Origin of the sequence: Massilia sp. HP4 (assembly GCF_005222695.1) — a bacterium.
Lineage (GTDB): Bacteria > Pseudomonadota > Gammaproteobacteria > Burkholderiales > Burkholderiaceae_D > Telluria.
The window spans coordinates 142160-159525 of sequence record NZ_STGG01000057.1 but is presented as its reverse complement, the minus strand read 5'-3'; the positions used below and the strand labels follow the sequence as shown (position 1 = coordinate 159525).

At 64.5% G+C, this 17366-nt stretch carries 15 protein-coding genes and 1 pseudogene; 13 read left to right on the top strand and 3 right to left on the bottom strand.

Annotated elements, in window-relative coordinates:
• Position 1: 1 nt before the first annotated feature.
• From E8M83_RS21475 to lpxC, 6 genes are all read left to right on the top strand, one after another.
• Complete coding sequence (locus tag E8M83_RS21475; protein WP_137175386.1) at positions 2 to 841, top strand: cell division protein FtsQ/DivIB; 840 nt, start codon at positions 2 to 4, stop codon at positions 839 to 841.
• Between the two features lie 14 nt (positions 842 to 855).
• Positions 856 to 2088 carry a cell division protein FtsA gene (ftsA, locus tag E8M83_RS21470; RefSeq protein ID WP_005668243.1) on the top strand — a complete coding sequence of 411 codons (1233 nt, stop codon included), beginning with the start codon at positions 856 to 858 and terminating at the stop codon, positions 2086 to 2088.
• 159 nt (positions 2089 to 2247) lie between these two features.
• A complete protein-coding gene (ftsZ, locus tag E8M83_RS21465) occupies positions 2248 to 3447 on the top strand; it encodes a cell division protein FtsZ (RefSeq protein ID WP_137175385.1) in 1200 nt (399 codons plus the stop codon).
• A 129-nt stretch (positions 3448 to 3576) separates the two neighbouring features.
• Complete coding sequence (locus tag E8M83_RS21460; protein WP_137175384.1) at positions 3577 to 4080, top strand: peroxiredoxin; 504 nt, start codon at positions 3577 to 3579, stop codon at positions 4078 to 4080.
• A 114-nt stretch (positions 4081 to 4194) separates the two neighbouring features.
• Positions 4195 to 5037 (top strand): DMT family transporter, encoded by an 843-nt coding sequence (locus tag E8M83_RS21455; RefSeq protein WP_137175538.1) that lies wholly within the window; start codon positions 4195 to 4197, stop codon positions 5035 to 5037.
• 105 nt (positions 5038 to 5142) lie between these two features.
• Entirely contained in the window at positions 5143 to 6078 is a 936-nt protein-coding gene (lpxC, locus tag E8M83_RS21450) for a UDP-3-O-acyl-N-acetylglucosamine deacetylase (RefSeq protein WP_137175383.1), read from the top strand.
• 15 nt (positions 6079 to 6093) lie between these two features.
• On the opposite strand, the gene E8M83_RS21445 is transcribed toward lpxC, so the two are convergent.
• On the bottom strand, positions 6094 to 6585 hold the full coding sequence (locus E8M83_RS21445) for a DciA family protein (RefSeq protein ID WP_137175382.1): 492 nt from the start codon (positions 6583 to 6585) through the stop codon (positions 6094 to 6096).
• A 181-nt stretch (positions 6586 to 6766) separates the two neighbouring features.
• Here E8M83_RS21445 and E8M83_RS21440 point away from each other — a divergent pair, with 181 nt between their 5' ends.
• The 7 genes and pseudogenes from E8M83_RS21440 (at position 6767) to E8M83_RS21410 (ending at position 16328) form a co-directional block, all read left to right on the top strand.
• The gene (locus E8M83_RS21440) at positions 6767 to 8155 is read left to right on the top strand and encodes an MBOAT family protein (protein WP_137175381.1); all 1389 of its coding nucleotides are present in this window, start codon (positions 6767 to 6769) and stop codon (positions 8153 to 8155) included.
• A gap of 3 nt (positions 8156 to 8158) precedes the next feature.
• Positions 8159 to 9373: a hypothetical protein gene (locus tag E8M83_RS21435; protein ID WP_137175380.1), complete on the top strand. Its 1215-nt coding sequence runs from the start codon at positions 8159 to 8161 to the stop codon at positions 9371 to 9373.
• Positions 9374 to 9536: 163 nt separating this feature from the next.
• A complete protein-coding gene (gene secA / locus E8M83_RS21430; RefSeq protein WP_137175379.1) occupies positions 9537 to 12323 on the top strand; it encodes a preprotein translocase subunit SecA in 2787 nt (928 codons plus the stop codon).
• A gap of 139 nt (positions 12324 to 12462) precedes the next feature.
• On the top strand, positions 12463 to 13701 hold the full coding sequence (gene argJ, locus E8M83_RS21425) for a bifunctional glutamate N-acetyltransferase/amino-acid acetyltransferase ArgJ (protein ID WP_137175378.1): 1239 nt from the start codon (positions 12463 to 12465) through the stop codon (positions 13699 to 13701).
• Positions 13702 to 14592 carry an ATP-binding protein gene (locus E8M83_RS21420; protein WP_137175377.1) on the top strand — a complete coding sequence of 297 codons (891 nt, stop codon included), beginning with the start codon at positions 13702 to 13704 and terminating at the stop codon, positions 14590 to 14592.
• Complete coding sequence (locus E8M83_RS21415; RefSeq protein ID WP_137175376.1) at positions 14585 to 15022, top strand: NUDIX domain-containing protein; 438 nt, start codon at positions 14585 to 14587, stop codon at positions 15020 to 15022. Before E8M83_RS21420 ends, E8M83_RS21415 begins: the two co-directional genes overlap by 8 nt.
• 9 nt (positions 15023 to 15031) lie before the next feature.
• Positions 15032 to 16328 (top strand): annotated as a pseudogene (locus E8M83_RS21410) (D-amino acid dehydrogenase).
• Here the strand turns inward: E8M83_RS21410 and E8M83_RS21405 are convergent.
• Both E8M83_RS21405 and zapD read right to left on the bottom strand, forming a co-directional pair.
• Positions 16325 to 16507, bottom strand: a complete 183-nt coding sequence (locus tag E8M83_RS21405) for a DNA gyrase inhibitor YacG (RefSeq protein WP_137175375.1) — start codon at positions 16505 to 16507, stop codon at positions 16325 to 16327. The pseudogene E8M83_RS21410 and the gene E8M83_RS21405 sit on opposite strands and share 4 nt — an antisense overlap.
• A gap of 17 nt (positions 16508 to 16524) precedes the next feature.
• A complete protein-coding gene (zapD, locus tag E8M83_RS21400; RefSeq protein WP_137175374.1) occupies positions 16525 to 17280 on the bottom strand; it encodes a cell division protein ZapD in 756 nt (251 codons plus the stop codon).
• Positions 17281 to 17366 lie beyond the last annotated feature (86 nt).

The following is a 17366-nucleotide window of genomic DNA, read 5'->3' as shown; positions in this document are numbered from 1 at the left end:
GATGTGGCATGACGTCCGCGCCCTCAACTCGACCGCCAGTTTCCTGACGGCGCTGACGGTGCTCGCCGCCTTGATCTCGGGCGTGTGGTGGCTGTCGCAGCGCCCGATGTTTTCGATCGGCTCGGTGACGGTGGAGAGCATGTACGGGATCGAGTTGAAGCACGTGAACGAGCTGACGGTGCGCAACGGCGTGCTGGGCAAGATTCGCGGCAACTTCTTCACCGCGAACCTGGAGCAGGTGCGCGCCACCTTCGAGACCGTGCCCTGGGTCCGGCGCGCCACGGTGCGCCGCGAGTGGCCCAATGCGCTGGTGGTCGAGGTCGAGGAACACGAGGCCCTGGGCACCTGGGGAGAGGATGGCCGCCTGCTGTCGGTGAAGGGCGATGTGTTCACCGCCAACGTGGCCGAGACCGAGGACGAGCAGGCGCTGCCGGCCTTCGATGGCCCGGTCGGCAGCGAGAAGGAAGTACTGGCCCGTTTCAACGAACTGCGTACGGCGTTCGCGCAGGTGGAGCTGGTGCCGCAGGAGCTGTCGCTGTCGAACCGGTATGCCTGGACCGTGAAGCTGGACAACGGCATGAGCGTCGCACTGGGGCGCGAGCAGGACCGCAACACGCTGCGCCGTCGCGTGCAGCGCCTGGTCGGCGTCTATCCGCAGCTGGTGGCCCGGCTGCAGGAGGGCCGTATCGATACCATCGATATGCGCTATCCGAACGGGCTGGCCTTGTCGTCGGCGGCACTCACGGTGCCGGCGGATGCGACCAAGCCGGTCAAGGCGGCCAAGAAGCCAAAAGAATCAAGCAAGCAAGCAACACCCAATAAAACAACCAAGCAAATCTGAGCAGGCGAACAGCAATGACAAAAGACGCGAAAAACCTGATCGTCGGCCTCGACATCGGCACCTCCAAGGTGGTGGCCGTGGTCGCCGAGGTGATGTCCGACGGACGCCACGAGGTGATCGGGCTGGGTCAGCACGAGTCGAAAGGATTGAAGAAGGGCGTGGTCGTCAATATCGAGGCCACGGTCGAATCGATCCAGCGCGCGCTCGAAGAAGCCGAGCTGATGGCGGACTGCAAGATCCGCAACGTCTACGCTGGCATCGCCGGCAGCCATATCCGCTCGTTCAATTCGAGCGGGATGGTGGCGATCAAGGACAAGGAAGTGACGGCCACCGACGTGGCGCGCGTGATCGAGACCGCGAAGGCGGTCAACATCCCGACCGACCAGCAATTGCTGCATACGGTGCCGCAGGAATTCATCGTCGACAACCAGGAAGACGTGCGCGAGCCGATCGGCATGAGCGGCATTCGACTGGAAGTACGGGTGCACATTGTCACCGGTGCGGTATCCGCGGTACAAAATATTGTAAAGTGCGTGCGCCGTTGCGGGCTCGAGGTCTCGGACCTGATCCTGCAGCCGATGGCGTCCGCCGACGCGGTGCTGACGGTCGACGAAAAAGAACTGGGCGTGGTCCTGATCGACATCGGCGGCGGCACCACCGACATCGCGGTGTTCTCGGACGGCGCGATCCGCCACACGGCGGTCATCCCGATCGCCGGCGACCAGATCACCAGTGACATCGCAATGGCCTTGCGCACGCCGACCGGCGAGGCGGAGGACATCAAGATCCGCTACGGCGTGGCCAAGCAGGTATTGGCCGATCCGGGCGAGACACTCGAAGTGCCAGGTCTCGGCGACCGCGGCCCACGCGCATTGTCGCGCCAGGCCCTTGCAGCCGTGATCGAGCCCCGGGTGGAAGAACTGTTCGCCATGGTCCACCAGGCCGTGCGCGAATCGGGCTACGAAGGCGTGCTGTCCTCGGGCATCGTGCTGACAGGCGGCAGCTCGATCATGCCGGGCATGATCGAGATGGCGGAAGACATCTTCCTCAAGCCCGCGCGCCTTGGCACGCCGGACTATCGCGGCCAGCTGGCCGACGTGGTGCGCAGCCCGCGCTATGCGACGGTGCTTGGCCTGCTGCTCGAAGCGAAGAAGCAGTACCTGCGTGGACACATCGTCACGCGCCAGGACGGATCAGTGAAGGCAGTTTGGCAACGAATGAAGGAGTGGATCGCTGGGAACTTCTGAATCAGCCACAAATAAAGCACTTGGTAACAATTTAGGTAACGAAAATTCATCACGGATTACAAGTTTTTACATACAATCGCAGTGTCCGGTTTGAGGCAGCGAACCAGCAACGCCAAGGCCTCTTCCCCGGAACCGCATTCTGAGAATAGGGAGTTCATCATGGAGTTCGATATGGTCGATAACGCAGCACTGGGAACCGTGATCAAGGTCGTTGGCGTCGGCGGCGCCGGCGGCAACGCGGTCCAGCACATGATCAATAAAGGTGTGTCCGGTGTCGAGTTCATCGCCGCAAACACGGACGCGCAGGCGCTGGCGGTTTCGAGCGCCAACAACATCATCCAGATCGGCGATTCGGGCCTGGGCGCAGGCATGCGTCCCGAGGTCGGCCGCCAGCTGGCCGAGCAGTCGCGCTCGCGCATCGAAGATGCCCTGCGCGGCGCGCACATGGTCTTCATCGCCGCCGGCATGGGCGGCGGCACCGGCACCGGCGCCGCGCCGATCGTGGCCGAAGTGGCCAAGACCATGGGCGCGCTGACCGTGGCCGTGGTCTCCAAGCCGTTCTCGTACGAAGGCCAGAAGTGCATGGACGTGGCCGAGGAAGGCCTCGAAGAACTGACCAAGCACGTCGACTCCCTGATCGTCATCCTCAATGAAAAACTGGAAGACATCTACGAAGACGAATCGATGCTCGACTGGATGCAGCACGCCGACGATGTGCTCAACAACGCGGTGGCCGGCATTGCCGAGATCATCAACGTGCCGGGCCATATCAACGTCGACTTCAACGACGTCAAGACCATCATGGGCGAGCAGGGCAAGGCCATGATGGGCACCGCGACCGCCGCCGGCGTCGATCGCGCGCGCATCGCGGCCGAACAGGCCGTGGCTTCGCCGCTGCTGGACGGCATCGACCTGTCGGGCGCCAAGGGCGTGCTGGTCAATGTGACCGCCAGCCGTGGCCTGAAAGGCAAGGAGATCAAGGAAGTCATGGCCGCCGTGCGCGCCTTCGCGGCGCCGGACGCCTCGATCGCCCAGGGCATCGCCTACGACGACGCAATGGGCGACGAGATCCGCGTGACCGTGGTCGCGACGGGCCTGGGCAAGAACAAGAAGTCGATCCAGCTGGTCCAGCCGCAGCAGCAGCTGCGCACCGGCACCTACGATGCGCCGGTGATGCAGGGCGCGGCGGCGGTGGCCGGCGGCCTGACCGCGGGCAAGGCCAGCGCCGACGCACTGGGCGGCATGAAGCAGCCGGCCGTGTGGCGCCGCGAGCAGGCATCGGAGCAGGTGCAGGCGATGCAGCGCAATGGCGTCGAGACCTACGATATTCCTGCCTTCCTGCGCAAGCAGGCCGATTAAGCCGGCAGGGTCGTTGCAAGCAAGAGGCCAGCGCAAGCTGGCCTTTTTGTTTCTCGAGGCCTGGGACCAGCACGCTCGACCCGGATCAGCGATAATGGCAAGATTCACAAAACATCAACAGGAGCACATATGAGCATCCAGATCGGCGAGCGCCTGCCGGAAGGCACCCTCGCGGAATTCATCGAGAACGAAACCGAAGGCTGCAGCCTGGGCCCGAACACCTTCCAGGTGGCGGATCTGGTGAAGGGCAAGAAGATCGTGATCTTCGGCCTGCCGGGCGCCTTCACCCCGGGCTGCTCGGTGCAGCACGTGCCGGGCTTCGTCAAGCACGCCGACGAGATCCGCGCCAAGGGCGTCGACGAAATCTGGTGCATCTCGGTCAACGACGCCTTCGTGATGGGCGCCTGGGGCCGCGACCAGAAGGCCACCGGCATCGTGCGCATGATGGCCGACGGTAACGCCACCTTCACCCGGGCGCTGGGCCTGGACAACGATTTCTCGGCGCACGGCATGGGCACGCGCTCGAAGCGCTATTCGATGCTGGTCGAGGATGGCGTGGTCAAGACCCTGGACATCGACGCCAAGGGCATCGACGCCTCGAGCGCCGAATCGATGCTCAAGAAGCTCGGCTGACCTTCGCCCGGCCTGCCATCCATGAACGGCGCTGCGGCGCCGTTTTTGTTCCCATAACCGATCAGAAAGCCTGTCGTGAAGCGCCCATCCGGAAACCTGTATAGCATCTATGCGATGCTGCTCGCCGTCTTCATGTTCGCCCTGATGGACACGGCGATGAAGCTGCTGGCGGCGCGCTATCCGGCGCTGCAGGTGGCGGCGTTGCGGGCCATCTGTTCGCTGCCGCTGATTGCCGCCTACGTGGCCTGGCGCGGCGCCTTCAAGGGCATGTTCCAGGTGCGCTGGCCGATGCACGTGCTGCGCGGGGTGCTCGGCATCCTGATGCTGGCCCTGTTCGCCTTCGGCCTCAAGAAGCTGTCGCTGGCCGAGGCCTATTCGATCTTCTTCATCGCGCCGGCCCTGATCACCGCGATGTCGGTGCTGCTGTTGAAGGAGCGCGTCAACCTGGCGCGCTGGGTCGCGATCGGCGTCGGGCTGGGCGGGGTGCTGGTGGTGCTGCGCCCGAGCGGCGCCGGTTTTCTCACCATCGGCGGCCTGTCGGTGCTGGCGGCCGCCGCCTGCTATGCGGTGTCGGCGATCACGGTGCGGGTGCTGGCGCGCACCGACCGCAGCGAACACACGGTGTTCTGGCTGATCGTCTTCATCGCGCTCGGCGCCGGCCTGCTGGCGGCGCCGGGCTGGGTGCCGATACCGGCCGCCGAGATCCCGCTGCTGTGCGGCCTGGCGGTGTCGGGCTTCATCGGCCAACTAGCCATCACCGAAGCGTTTTCGCGCGGCGAGGCGTCGAGCGTGGCGCCGTTCGAGTACTCGGCCCTGGCCTGGGGTGTGGGCCTGGACTGGCTGCTGTGGCGCGCGCTGCCCGACAGCTGGACCCTGATCGGCGCGGCCATCATCATCGGCAGCGGCTTGTATCTGATTCGCCACGAAAAAGACCATACCGAAGCCGAACATCCGTAGTTAGACCAACACCTGTGTCGCTTGTCCACCACCGTGGTCCGGCCAATCGAGGGAGGCGCCAGCGTCCACGCAGCGTCCGGATACACGCTGGGCTATAATCGGCGCATGCTGAAACAACGAACCATCAAGGAACTGGTCCGCACCACGGGTGTCGGCCTGCACTCCGGCCGCAAGGTCGAACTGACCCTGCGCCCGGCCGCGCCCGACACCGGCATCGTGTTCCGCCGCGTCGACCTGGACCCGATCGTGGCCATCCCGAGCTCGGCCGACGTGGTCGGCGACACCCGCATGGCCTCGGTGCTGATCAAGGACAATGCCCGCGTCTCGACCGTCGAGCACGTGATGTCGGCCTGCGCCGGCCTCGGGATCGACAACCTGGTCATCGACGTCACCGCCGAAGAGATCCCGATCATGGACGGCTCGGCATCGTCCTTCGTGTTCCTGCTGCAGCAGGCCGGCGTTCAAGAGCAATCGTCGCTGCGCAAATTCATCCGCGTGCTGAAAGACGTCGAAGTGCGCCAGGGCTCGGGCGCCAGCGAGAAATGGGCGCGCCTGTCGCCGCACAACGGCTACAAGCTCGACTTCTTCATCGAATTCAACCACCCGGCGGTGGACGGCACCATGCAGCGCGCGACCGTCGACTTCGGCGACATCACCTATGTGCGCGACGTGGCGCGCGCGCGTACCTTCGGCTTCATGCAAGACGTCGAAAGCCTGCGCGGCATGGGCCTGGCGCGCGGCGGCTCGTTCGAGAACGCGATCGTGATGGACGAATACCGTATCCTGAACACTGACGGCCTGCGCTACGACGACGAATTCGTGCGTCACAAGATCCTGGACGCGATCGGCGACCTGTACCTGGTCGGCCATCCGCTGCTGGCCAGCTATACGGCGCACAAATCGGGGCATGCGCTCAATAACGACCTGCTGCGCGCGCTGCTGGCCCAGCCTGATTCATATGAGATCGTGACCTTCGACGAGCTGGGCACGGCGCCGCCGTCGTATGTGCGGCAAATGACGCGGGAGTGGGCGCAGAGCTGATCCGCGCGCCCGCGCTTATTTCCTCTTCGCCGCCAGCGCCCTGAGCGCCGCCACCAGGTCGCGATTCTGCTTGGTCTCGGGCAGCGATTCGGCCAGTTCCTCGAAAGCCTGCACCGCGCGCGGCGGCAGTTCGAGCGTGCGCATCTCGGGCCGGTCGGGCAGGGCGCGCGTGACCTGCAGTTTGATCCGCGTCGATTCCACCTGCCAGCCGCGCCCGACCAGCGTCGCCTGCAGCTTGGGCAGCAGCTGCTTGAGCCGGGCCGCCAGCGCCGAACTGGGCACGGCCAGGATCAGCACCCCTTCCTGGAACGACAGCACATCGCAGTTATGGAAGATGGCCGGCAGCGCCGCCGCGCAATCGGCCTGCAGGCGCGCCATGCGGCCCACCGCCGGCAGCAGGCTGGCCATGCGGTCGTTGGCGCGCAGGAAATCGGTAGCGGCGTGCGACGTCTTCCGGGTACTGGTGCCGAAGATGTGGAAGGGCCGGTTGAGAGGAAGGGACGACATTTCCGGGACCATACCACAGTGGGGGCGGTTTGCAATGCCGGACTGATAACGAATGCGTCGCGTAGCCGCCGGGCGCGCCACGTCGTCGATGTCTCAACTTGTCTTTCAGTAATATAGTTCCTACAATACGGCGCAGGTTGAATCGATGGCGCGTCGCTGTCGTCCATGCGCGCCCATCCAGATGCTTTTCTCCTCCATCGTCTTCCTGTTCTTTTTCCTCCCGGTCTTTTTGGCGCTGTATTACCTGCTGCCCTGGAAGAACGCCATCCTGCTGCTGGGCAGCCTGGTCTTCTATGCCTGGGGCGAGCCGGGCTTCGTGCTGCTGCTGATGCTGTCGGCGCTGCTCAACTACGGCGCCGGCATGGCGATCGCGCGCGACCGCGACCGTGCCAGGGCCTGGCTGGCGGCCGGCGTGACGGTCAACCTGGCCCTGCTGGCCTGGTTCAAGTACGCCGGCTTCCTGGCCCAGGCTGTTCGGACCGCCACCGCCGCCGATTTCCCGGTGCCGCACATCACCCTGCCGCTCGGGATTTCCTTCTTTACCTTCCAGGGCATCTCCTACCTGGTCGACGTCTACCGGGGCGAAGTCACGGCCCAGTCCAGCTTCTTGCGCTTCGCGACCTATAAAGCCCTGTTCCCGCAGCTGATCGCCGGCCCGATCGTGCGCTACCGCCAGATCGCGGGCGAGATGGGCAAGCGCACGATCACCAATGAGCGCATGCTGGCCGGCTTCCAGATCTTCGCCCTCGGCCTGGCGCAAAAAGTCCTGATCGCCAATACCCTGGCGCTGCCGGCCGATCGCCTGTTCGATGCCGTGCACGCCGACCTGTCGGCCCCCACGGCCTGGCTCGGCCTGCTGTGCTACACCTTGCAGATCTATTATGACTTCTGCGGCTACTCGAATATGGCGATCGGCCTGGCCCATATGCTGGGCTTTTCCTTCCCACCCAACTTCGACCGCCCGTATTCGGCGCGCTCGATGACCGAATTCTGGCAGCGCTGGCACATCAGCCTGTCGACCTGGTTCCGCGACTACCTGTACATCCCGCTCGGCGGCAATCGGCGCGGCCCGCTGCGCACCTATATCAATCTGGGCCTCGTGTTCCTGCTGTGCGGCCTGTGGCATGGCGCGGCCTGGACCTTCGTGATCTGGGGTTGCTGGCATGGCGCCTGGCTGATCGTCGAGCGCATGGGCCTGCATAGGGGCCTGGACCGCCTGCCGCGCGTGCTGGCCCAGGCCTGGACCCTGGTGCTGGTGATGCTGGGCTGGGTGTGGTTCCGGGCGCCGGATGCCGATTCGGCGCTGACCTATTTCACTGCGCTGGCCGGCGCCAGCGCCAATCCGCTCGGCCACCCATGGCAGGCCGAGATCGCGTCGCTCGAACTGACCGCCATCGCCATCGGCCTGATGGGCGCGCTGCTGCCGACCGGCCATGCGCCGGGCGGTTTCGTGCGCCGCTACAGCCTTGGCCGCTGGCGCTACTTGCCGCTGGCTGCGGCCAGCGTCGCCTTGTGTGCCTGCGCGCTCGCGAGCGGAACCTATAATCCCTTCCTCTATTTCCGGTTCTGAGCCATGAACGCTTTTTTACCAGGCAAGTACGCGGCCAGGGTCGTCATCCTCGGTTTCCTGGCGCTGCCGTTGATGGTGACGCTGCTGCGGCCCGATGCCGGAACGACCGAACAGCGGGTCCTGGCGCCGGCCCCCGGCGTGCCGGCCAATGTGGACGAGGCGCTTGCCTGGCCAGCCAGGGCCGAAGCCTGGAGCAACGACCATTTCGGCTGGCGCGACAAGATGGTGGAGTCCTACGCGCGCCTGCGCCACGACCTGTTCAAGCGCTTCCCCACCAACCAGATGATGGCGGGGCGCGGCGACCGCATCTTCCTGGCCGCGCACAACGATCGCGGCCTGGGCGCGCCGTACACCGCGCTGATCGCCTGCGGCTGGCAATTCGACGATGGGCCGCGCATCGTCAGGGAGTTCAGGCAGTTCGACGAGGTGTTCAAGGCGCGCGGCATCCCGGCGCGGATGCTCATCACGCCATCCGGCCCGGTCGTCTACAGCGACGAGATGCTGCCGTGGCAGTCCGAGCGCTGCAAGCCGGACGCGGTGCCGCTGCGCGGCCTGCTGGCGGCGCCCGATCTGCCTCCCGAGGCGCGCGCCCGCATCTACTTCCCGCTGAGCGAGGTGTGGGCCATGCGCGACCGCGTCGAGTTCTTCCCGAAAGCGAACTTCCATTGGGGCGCATCGGGCGCCGGCGCGGTCGCCGCGCTGACCGAGCGCCATTTCTGGAATCGCGGCGAGGATGCCGGCACGCCGATCCCGCTGTCGGCCAAGGTGCGCTCATCCGACGTCGACTATCTGTTCACCGGCATCCGGCACGAGAGCATGGCCGACGAACCGGACTTCAGCGGCACCACCATCACGCCGTGCTTCGGCCCGGACTGCTTCCCCGAGGTCAAGCCGGTCATGGAAAAGCTGGCCGTGGTCGGCCGCTACGTCAACAGCGCGCCCGGACTCGGTCCGCGCCTGGTGATATTTTCCGATTCCTTCGGCTATATGGGGGCGCCGATGTTCGCCCGCTACCACCGCGAGGTGGTGTACGTGTCGACCAATACGCTGGTGCGCCTGGACCCGCATGAAGTGGCGCAACTGCGGGAGTTGATGCTGGTCCCGGGCAGCGACGACGAGGTGCTGTTCCTCTATCATGACGCTACTGTCCTGTGGGGCCGGGTAGGGACCGACCTGGAGTTATTGTTCCCTGAGTCGTTCCCAAAGGCATCTAAATGAAGGATTCCTAGCAGAAAAACCTTGTTATCTGTGCACCAGTCCCCAAGTGCGTGCCTGGCGCGCATGATAAAATCAATGGTTATTTGCCTAACGCGGTCTTTGGTGCTTATCGCTTTGATATCATCTTGGCTTCTTTTTGCGGCGTATTTTTCTAGAACATAGCATGTCATTCCTGACCCAGATTTTCGGCAGCCGCAACTCGCGTCTGCTCAAGCAATATCAAAAGACCGTGCGTCAGATTAACGCGCTCGAGCCAGAAATGGAAAAGCTCTCGGATGCCGAGCTGCAAGCGAAGACGCCTGAATTCAAGGACCGCCTGGCCAAGGGCCAGTCCCTGGACGACATCCTGCCCGAGGCCTTCGCCGTCTGCCGCGAAGCGGCCAAGCGTGTGCTCAAGATGCGTCACTTCGACGTGCAGCTGATCGGCGGTATGGTCTTGCACCAAGGTAAGATCGCCGAGATGGGCACCGGCGAGGGTAAAACCCTGATGGCGACCCTGCCGGTCTACCTGAACGGCTTGTCGGGCAAGGGCGTGCACGTCATTACCGTCAATGATTACCTGGCCCAGCGCGATGCGGAGCAGATGGGCCAGCTGTACGGCTGGCTGGGCCTGACCACCGGCGTCAACCTGTCGCAGCTCGACCACGACAGCAAGCAGAAGGCCTACGGTTCCGACATCACCTACGGCACCAATAACGAATTCGGCTTCGACTACCTGCGCGACAATATGGTCTACGATGCGCGCGAACGCGTGCAGCGCGGGCTGAATTTCTCGGTAGTCGACGAGGTCGACTCGATCCTGATCGACGAAGCGCGTACGCCGCTGATCATTTCGGGCCAGGCCGAGAACCACACCGACCTGTACCACCGCCTGAACGAACTGCCGCCCAAGCTGGTCCAGCAGATCGGCGAGGAAACCCCGGATGGCAAGGGCAAGATCGAAGTCCCGGGCGACTACCTGAAGGACGAGAAAGCGCACACCGTGCTGCTGACCGAATCGGGCCACGAGCACGCCGAGGCGATCCTGACCGAGATGGGCCTGCTGCCCGAAGGCGCCTCGCTGTACGACGCCGCCAACATCACCCTGATCCACCACCTGTATGCGGCGCTGCGCGCCCACGTCCTGTACCACAAGGACCAGCACTACGTGGTGCAGAACAATGAAGTCGTGATCGTCGACGAATTCACCGGCCGCCTGATGACGGGCCGCCGCTGGTCGGACGGCCTGCACCAGGCGGTCGAGGCGAAAGAGGGCGTGCGGATCCAGAACGAGAACCAGACCCTGGCCTCGATCACCTTCCAGAACTACTTCCGCATGTACGCCAAGCTGGCGGGCATGACCGGCACCGCCGACACCGAAGCGTTCGAATTCCAGGAAATCTACAGCCTGGAAACCGTGGTCGTGCCGCCGAACCGCCCGTCGCAGCGCAAGGATCGCCAGGACCAGGTCTACAAGACGTCCGAAGAAAAGTACAACGCGATGTTGAACGACATCCGCGACTGCTACGAGCGCGGCCAGCCGGTACTGGTGGGCACCACCTCGATCGAGAACTCCGAGATGCTGTCCGGGATCCTGACCAAGGCCGGCCTGCAGCACAACGTCCTGAACGCGAAACAGCACGCCCGCGAGGCCGAGATCATCGCCCAGGCCGGCCGGCCGAAGATGATCACCATCGCCACCAATATGGCTGGCCGCGGTACCGACATCGTCCTGGGCGGCAATGTCGGCAAGCAGATCCAGCTGATCGAAGCCGATGCCAACCTGCTTGATGCCGACAAGGCGGCCCAGTCGCAGAAGCTGCGCGACGAATGGCAATCGCTGCACGACCACGTGGTCAATGCCGGCGGCCTGCACATCATCGGCACCGAGCGCCACGAATCGCGCCGGGTCGACAACCAGCTGCGCGGCCGTTCGGGCCGCCAGGGCGACCCGGGTTCCTCGCGCTTCTACCTGTGCCTCGATGATGCGCTGCTGCGTATCTTCGCCGGCGACCGCGTGCGCGCCATCATGGACCGCCTCAAGATGCCGGAAGGCGAACCGATCGAAGCGGGCATCGTGTCGCGCTCGATCGAGTCGGCCCAGCGCAAGGTCGAGGCCCGCAACTTCGACATCCGCAAGCAGCTGCTCGAGTACGACGACGTCGCCAACGACCAGCGCAAGGTGATCTACACCCAGCGTAACGAGCTGCTGGAATCGACCGACATCAGCGAGATGATCAATTCGCTGCGCGTGGGCGTGTTCACCGACCTTGTGCGCGACTATGTGCCGGCCGAATCGGTCGAGGAACAGTGGGACGTCAAGACGCTCGAAAGCACGCTGTCGTCCGAGTGGAGCCTGGACGTGCCGCTGCAGCAGATGCTGCAAGATGAACCGAACCTGAACGACGACGACATCCTCGAGCGCGTGCTGGCCGCGGCCGACGCCGCGTACGGCAGCAAGGTCGGCGTGGTGGGCAAGGAATCGTTCGGCGGCTTCGAGCGCAACGTCATGCTGCAAAGCGTGGATACCCACTGGCGCGAACACCTCGCGGCGCTGGACCACCTGCGCCAGGGCATCCACCTGCGCGGCTATGCGCAGAAGAACCCGAAGCAGGAATACAAGCGCGAAGCGTTCCAGCTGTTCAGCAGCATGCTCGACCTGATCAAGAACGAAGTGATCCGCACCGTGATGACCGTGCGCATCCAGTCGCGCGAAGAAGTCGAGGCAGCCGAGGCGGCGATGGCGGCCCAGGCCGCGCAGCTCGAAAACGTCAACTACCAGCACGCCGACTTCAATCCGTCGGCGGCGCCCGAGGAACTGCTCAATCCGAACCCGAACCGCAGCGGTGCGGGCGAAGCCGTGTCGGCCGAAGACCACAGCAGCTATATGGGCGTGAAGGTCGGCCGCAACGATCCATGCCCTTGCGGCAGCGGCAAGAAGTTCAAGCAGTGCCACGGGAAGCTGGCGTAAGCCGGCGCGTAGTGTGCATGTAAAAACGGCCGGGGCGACCCGGCCGTTTTCATTTTTTCCGCGTAATAGAAACCTCGCAGCGTCGTCGGGACGCTGGCGTTACAATAACGTATTCGACAATTTTTCCAACGAGATCACCATGGCCGTCAATTCCCCCCTGCCAGTCGCCGCCGACCTGAAGCCCGTCAACGGTGTCGAGATCGGCTTTGCCGAAGCCGGCATCAAGAAGCCGAACCGCAAGGACATCCTGATCATGAAGCTGGCCGAGGGCGCGACCGTCTCCGGCGTGTTCACCCTGAACCGCTTCTGCGCGGCGCCGGTGCAGGTCAGCAAGGCCAATCTGCAGGCCGTGAAGAACGGCGGCGCGCCGATCCGCGCGCTGGTGGTCAACACCGGTAACGCCAACGCCGGCACCGGCGAGCAGGGCCTGGCCAATGCCAACGCCACCTGCGCCGAAGTGGCGAAACTGCTGGGCATCGACGCGCAGCAGGTGCTGCCATTCTCGACCGGCGTGATCCTGGAACAGCTGCCGATGGCCAAGCTGCTGGCCGGCCTGCCTGCCGCCGCCACGAGCCTGAAGCTTGACAACTGGTTCAACGCCGCCGAGGCGATCATGACCACCGACACCCAGCCAAAGGCTGCCTCGCGCACCGTCACCATCGGCGGCCACCAGGTGACAATGACCGGCATCAGCAAGGGCGCCGGCATGATCAAGCCGAATATGGCGACCATGCTCGGCTACCTGGCGATCGACGCCAAAGTGGCCCAGCCGGTGCTGGATGAACTGGTCAAGCACGCGGCCGACCGTTCGTTCAACGCGATCACCATCGATGGGGACACCTCGACCAACGATTCCTTCATCGTGATCGCGACCGGCACCGGCGGCCTGGTCGTGGACAGCGCCAGCGGCGCCGACTACGAAGCCTTGAAGGAAGCCGTCACCGACATTTCGCGCAACCTGGCGCAGCAGATCATCCGCGACGGCGAAGGCGCGACCAAGTTCATGACCATCACCGTCGACGAAGGCAATGATGTGGCCGAGTGCCGCAAGATCGCCTACGCGATCGCCCACTCGCCGCTGGTCAAGACCGCCTTCTTCGCCTCCGACCCGAACCTGGGCCGCATCCTGGCCGCCGTCGGCTATGCCGGCGTAGACGACCTCGACGTGACCAAGCTCGACCTGTACCTGGACGACGTCTGGGTCGCCAAGGCGGGCGGCCGCAATCCGGACTACAAGGAAGAAGACGGCCAGCGCATCATGAAGCAATCCGAGATCACGGTGCGCGTCAAGCTGGCCCGCGGCGACGCTACCGCCACGGTCTGGACCTGCGACCTGTCGCACGACTACGTCTCGATCAACGCCGACTACCGTTCCTGAATGACGCCGCTCGACCAGTTTTTGCGCCGGGCCGAAGGCTTGCTCGAGCGCCTGGAGGCGGTGCTGCCGCCGGCCACCGCGCGCGAGCCCGACTGGAAGCGCAGCTTCGCCTTCCGCTGGCGCCGTCGCCCGAATGGCGGCGGCAACTACCTGCAGCCGGTGTTGCATGCCTCGACCATCGCGCTGGGCGACCTGCACCACGTCGAAGCGCAAAAGCGCCAGATCGAGCAGAACACGCGCCAGTTCGTCGCGCATCGCCCCGCCAATAACGTGCTGCTCACCGGCGCGCGCGGCACCGGCAAGTCTTCCCTGATCAAGGCCTGCCTGAACGCCTTCGCCGACCAGGGCCTGCGCCTGATCGAGGTCGACAAGGCCGATCTTGCCGACCTGCCCGACATCGTCGACCTGGTCGCCGGCCGGCCCGAACGCTTCGTGGTGTTCTGCGACGACCTGTCGTTCGAAGAGGGCGAGGCCGGCTACAAGGCCTTGAAGGTGGCGCTCGACGGCAGCATCACGGCGCAGTCGGACAACGTCCTGATCTACGCGACCTCGAACCGGCGCCACCTGCTGCCCGAGAAGATGTCGGACAACGCCAGCTACCGCCACGGCGAGGACGGCGACCTGCATCCGGGCGAGACGGTCGAGGAAAAGATTTCATTGTCCGAGCGTTTCGGTTTGTGGTTGTCGTTCTACCCGTTCCGCCAGGACGACTATTTGGCCATCGTCGGCCACTGGCTGGCCAGCTTCGGCTGCACGCCCCAGCAGATCGAGGCCGCGCGGCCCGAGGCCCTGCAGTGGGCCCTGCAGCGCGGTTCGCGCTCGGGCCGCGTGGCCTGGCAATTCGCGAAGGACTATGCCGGCAAGCTGCCGGATGAAGCATCGAATGACTGAACCAGTTACCAACAAGCCGCCGGTCGACGTTGCGGTCGGCATCCTGATGCGGCCCGACGGCGATGTGCTGCTGGGCCAGCGCCCCGACGGCAAGCCGTATGCTGGCTACTGGGAATTCCCGGGCGGGAAAGTCGAAGCCGGCGAAGACATCTTCGCGGCCCTGCAGCGCGAGTTCATGGAAGAACTCGGGGTGCAGGTCGTGAGCGGCGAGGCCTGGTGCTGCGTCGAGCACGTGTACGAGCACGCCCATGTGCGCCTGTATTTCTACATCTGCCGCGCGTGGATCGGGGAGCCGCAAAGCCTGGAGGGCCAGGCGTTTGCCTGGCAGGGCGCGTTCGGCGTCAGCCCGCTGCTGCCGGCCACCATCCCGCTGCTCGAATGGCTCGACCGGCTGCGTTACCAGGATCGTTACCAGGATCGTCAATCTTAAGGAGAGCGTGTGAAAGTCATCATCCTCGGCAGTGGCGTCATCGGAACCGCATCGGCGTATTTCCTGGCCAGGGCCGGGCATGACGTCACCGTGATCGACCGCCAGAGCGGCGCCGGGATGGAGACCAGCTTCGGCAACGCCGGCGAGATCTCGCCCGGCTATGCCACGCCGTGGGCCGGGCCGGGCGTTCCGATGAAGGCCATCAAATGGCTGGGGATGCGCCACAGCCCCCTCGTGATCCGGCCGAAGCTCGACCCGCAGCAATGGCGCTGGATCCTGCAGATGCTGGCCAACTGCAATACCCGCAGGTACCAGGTCAACAAGGGCCGCATGGTGCGCCTGGCCGAGTACAGCCGGGACGTGCTGGTCCAGCTGCGGCGGGATACCGGCATCGCCTACGACGAACGCAGCCAGGGAACCTTGCAGCTGTTTCGCACCCAGAAGCAGCTCGATGGCGCGCACACCGATACCGAGGTGCTGGAGCGTTCGGGCGTGCCCTATAAATTACTGGATCCGGTTGGCTGCACGCGGTACGAACCGGCACTGGCGCGCGTGCCGGGCAACTACCTGGGGGGGGCTCTTGCTGCCGAACGACGAGACGGGAGACTGCTTCAAGTTCACGCAGGCGCTGGCGGAACTGGCCAAGGGCCTGGGCGTGAAGTTCCGGCATGAAGTGAAAATCGAGCGGCTGAACACGGAAGGCGACCGCGTGGTCGGTGTCGTCACCGACAAGGGCGAATTGAAATCCGAGGCCTTCGTGCTGGCGCTGGGCAGCTATTCGCCGCTGATGCTGCGGCAGGTCGGCATCCACATCCCGGTCTATCCGGTCAAGGGCTATTCGATCACGGTGCCGATCACCGACCCGTCGGGCGCGCCGGAATCGACCGTGATGGACGAGACCTACAAGGTGGCGATCACGCGCCTGGGCGACCGCATCCGTGTCGGTGGCACGGCCGAACTGTGCGGCTACGACCTGCGCCTGCACCAGGCGCGGCGCGACACGCTCGAACACTCGGTGACCAATCTGTTCCCTGACGGCGGCGACGTGCGCAAGGCGTCGTTCTGGTGCGGCCTGCGGCCGATGACGCCGGACGGCACGCCGGTGATCGGGCCGACGCCGTACCGCAACCTGTTCCTGAACACGGGCCACGGCACGCTGGGCTGGACCATGTCGTGCGGATCGGGAAGGGTATTGGCGGATTTGCTGTCGGGACGCCAGCCCGAGATCGGGCTGGAAGGGCTGTTCATGGACCGCTATGGACGGCGCAACAAGCCGGTGGTGGTGCCAAGCGGGATCGCCGTTTAACGGTCGCCTGGCGTTTCGTCCAGCGCATCGCTTGGTGCGGCGCCGGGGATCACGAATTTCTCTTCGGCCCAGGCGCCCAGGTCGATCTTCTTGCAGCGTTCGGAGCAGAACGGGCGAAACTTGTTCGCCTCGGTCCATTCGACTCCCTTGCTGCAGGTGGGGCAGGCTACGACGGTCATTGCGGTTTCAGTCCAGCTTAAAAATTACAGAGGGTCAGGTCGAACGGCACGTCTTCTTCGAGCGGTTTCGGCTTGCAATCGCCGTCCTGGCTGGTGAAGCGTACCCACAACATATACTTGTTGGCCGAGATTTCGGGGATCGCCCCGATCGACTCGTCCAGGGTCAGGCGCAGCATCTGGTAGATTTTACCCTGTAACATCTGCTGGTAGCTGCCCGCCGAGGCGAACATCTTGACCGGCGCGCCCGAGTTGCGCAGCAGGCGCAGCACCAGGGCCAGCGCTTCGAGCAGCGGGGCGAGCGGGCCGAACCAGCCCATGATGTCGGCATGGCGCTGTTCGGCCGGGCGCTTTTGCCAGGCGTAATAGGAGGGCAGGTCGAATTCGCAGGCGCCGCCCGGGATGATGGTGCGGCCGCGGATGCTCATCAGCCATTCGTTCTCGCGCACGTTCTGGCCGGTCTTGCCCTGGCTTCCCACCAGCGCGCTGCTGGCCTTGTCCAGTTCGGCCAGCACGGCGTCGAGGGTGTCGGCGGCGACCGCGGGATTGCTGCGGTAGGCCAGCAGCGATTGCTTCTGTCGTTCGAGTTCCTGCAGCAGGTCGGATTTCAGGTCGGCGCGGCCGGCCACTTCCAGCATGTCGAAGATCGTCGAAAGCGCGACATGGTGCTGCATCGGATGTTCCTGATGCACAAAGAACTTGAATTTCTCGTAGAGGTCTTCCAGCCGCAACAACGTGCGAATCCGCTCGTTGAAAGGATATTCGTAGACGATCAAAATGACATTCCTCTGAATGTAGGCTGGCAAGTAACTTGGTGATTCTGAACCATACGAAGCAAAATTACAAACACTGCATCAATCTT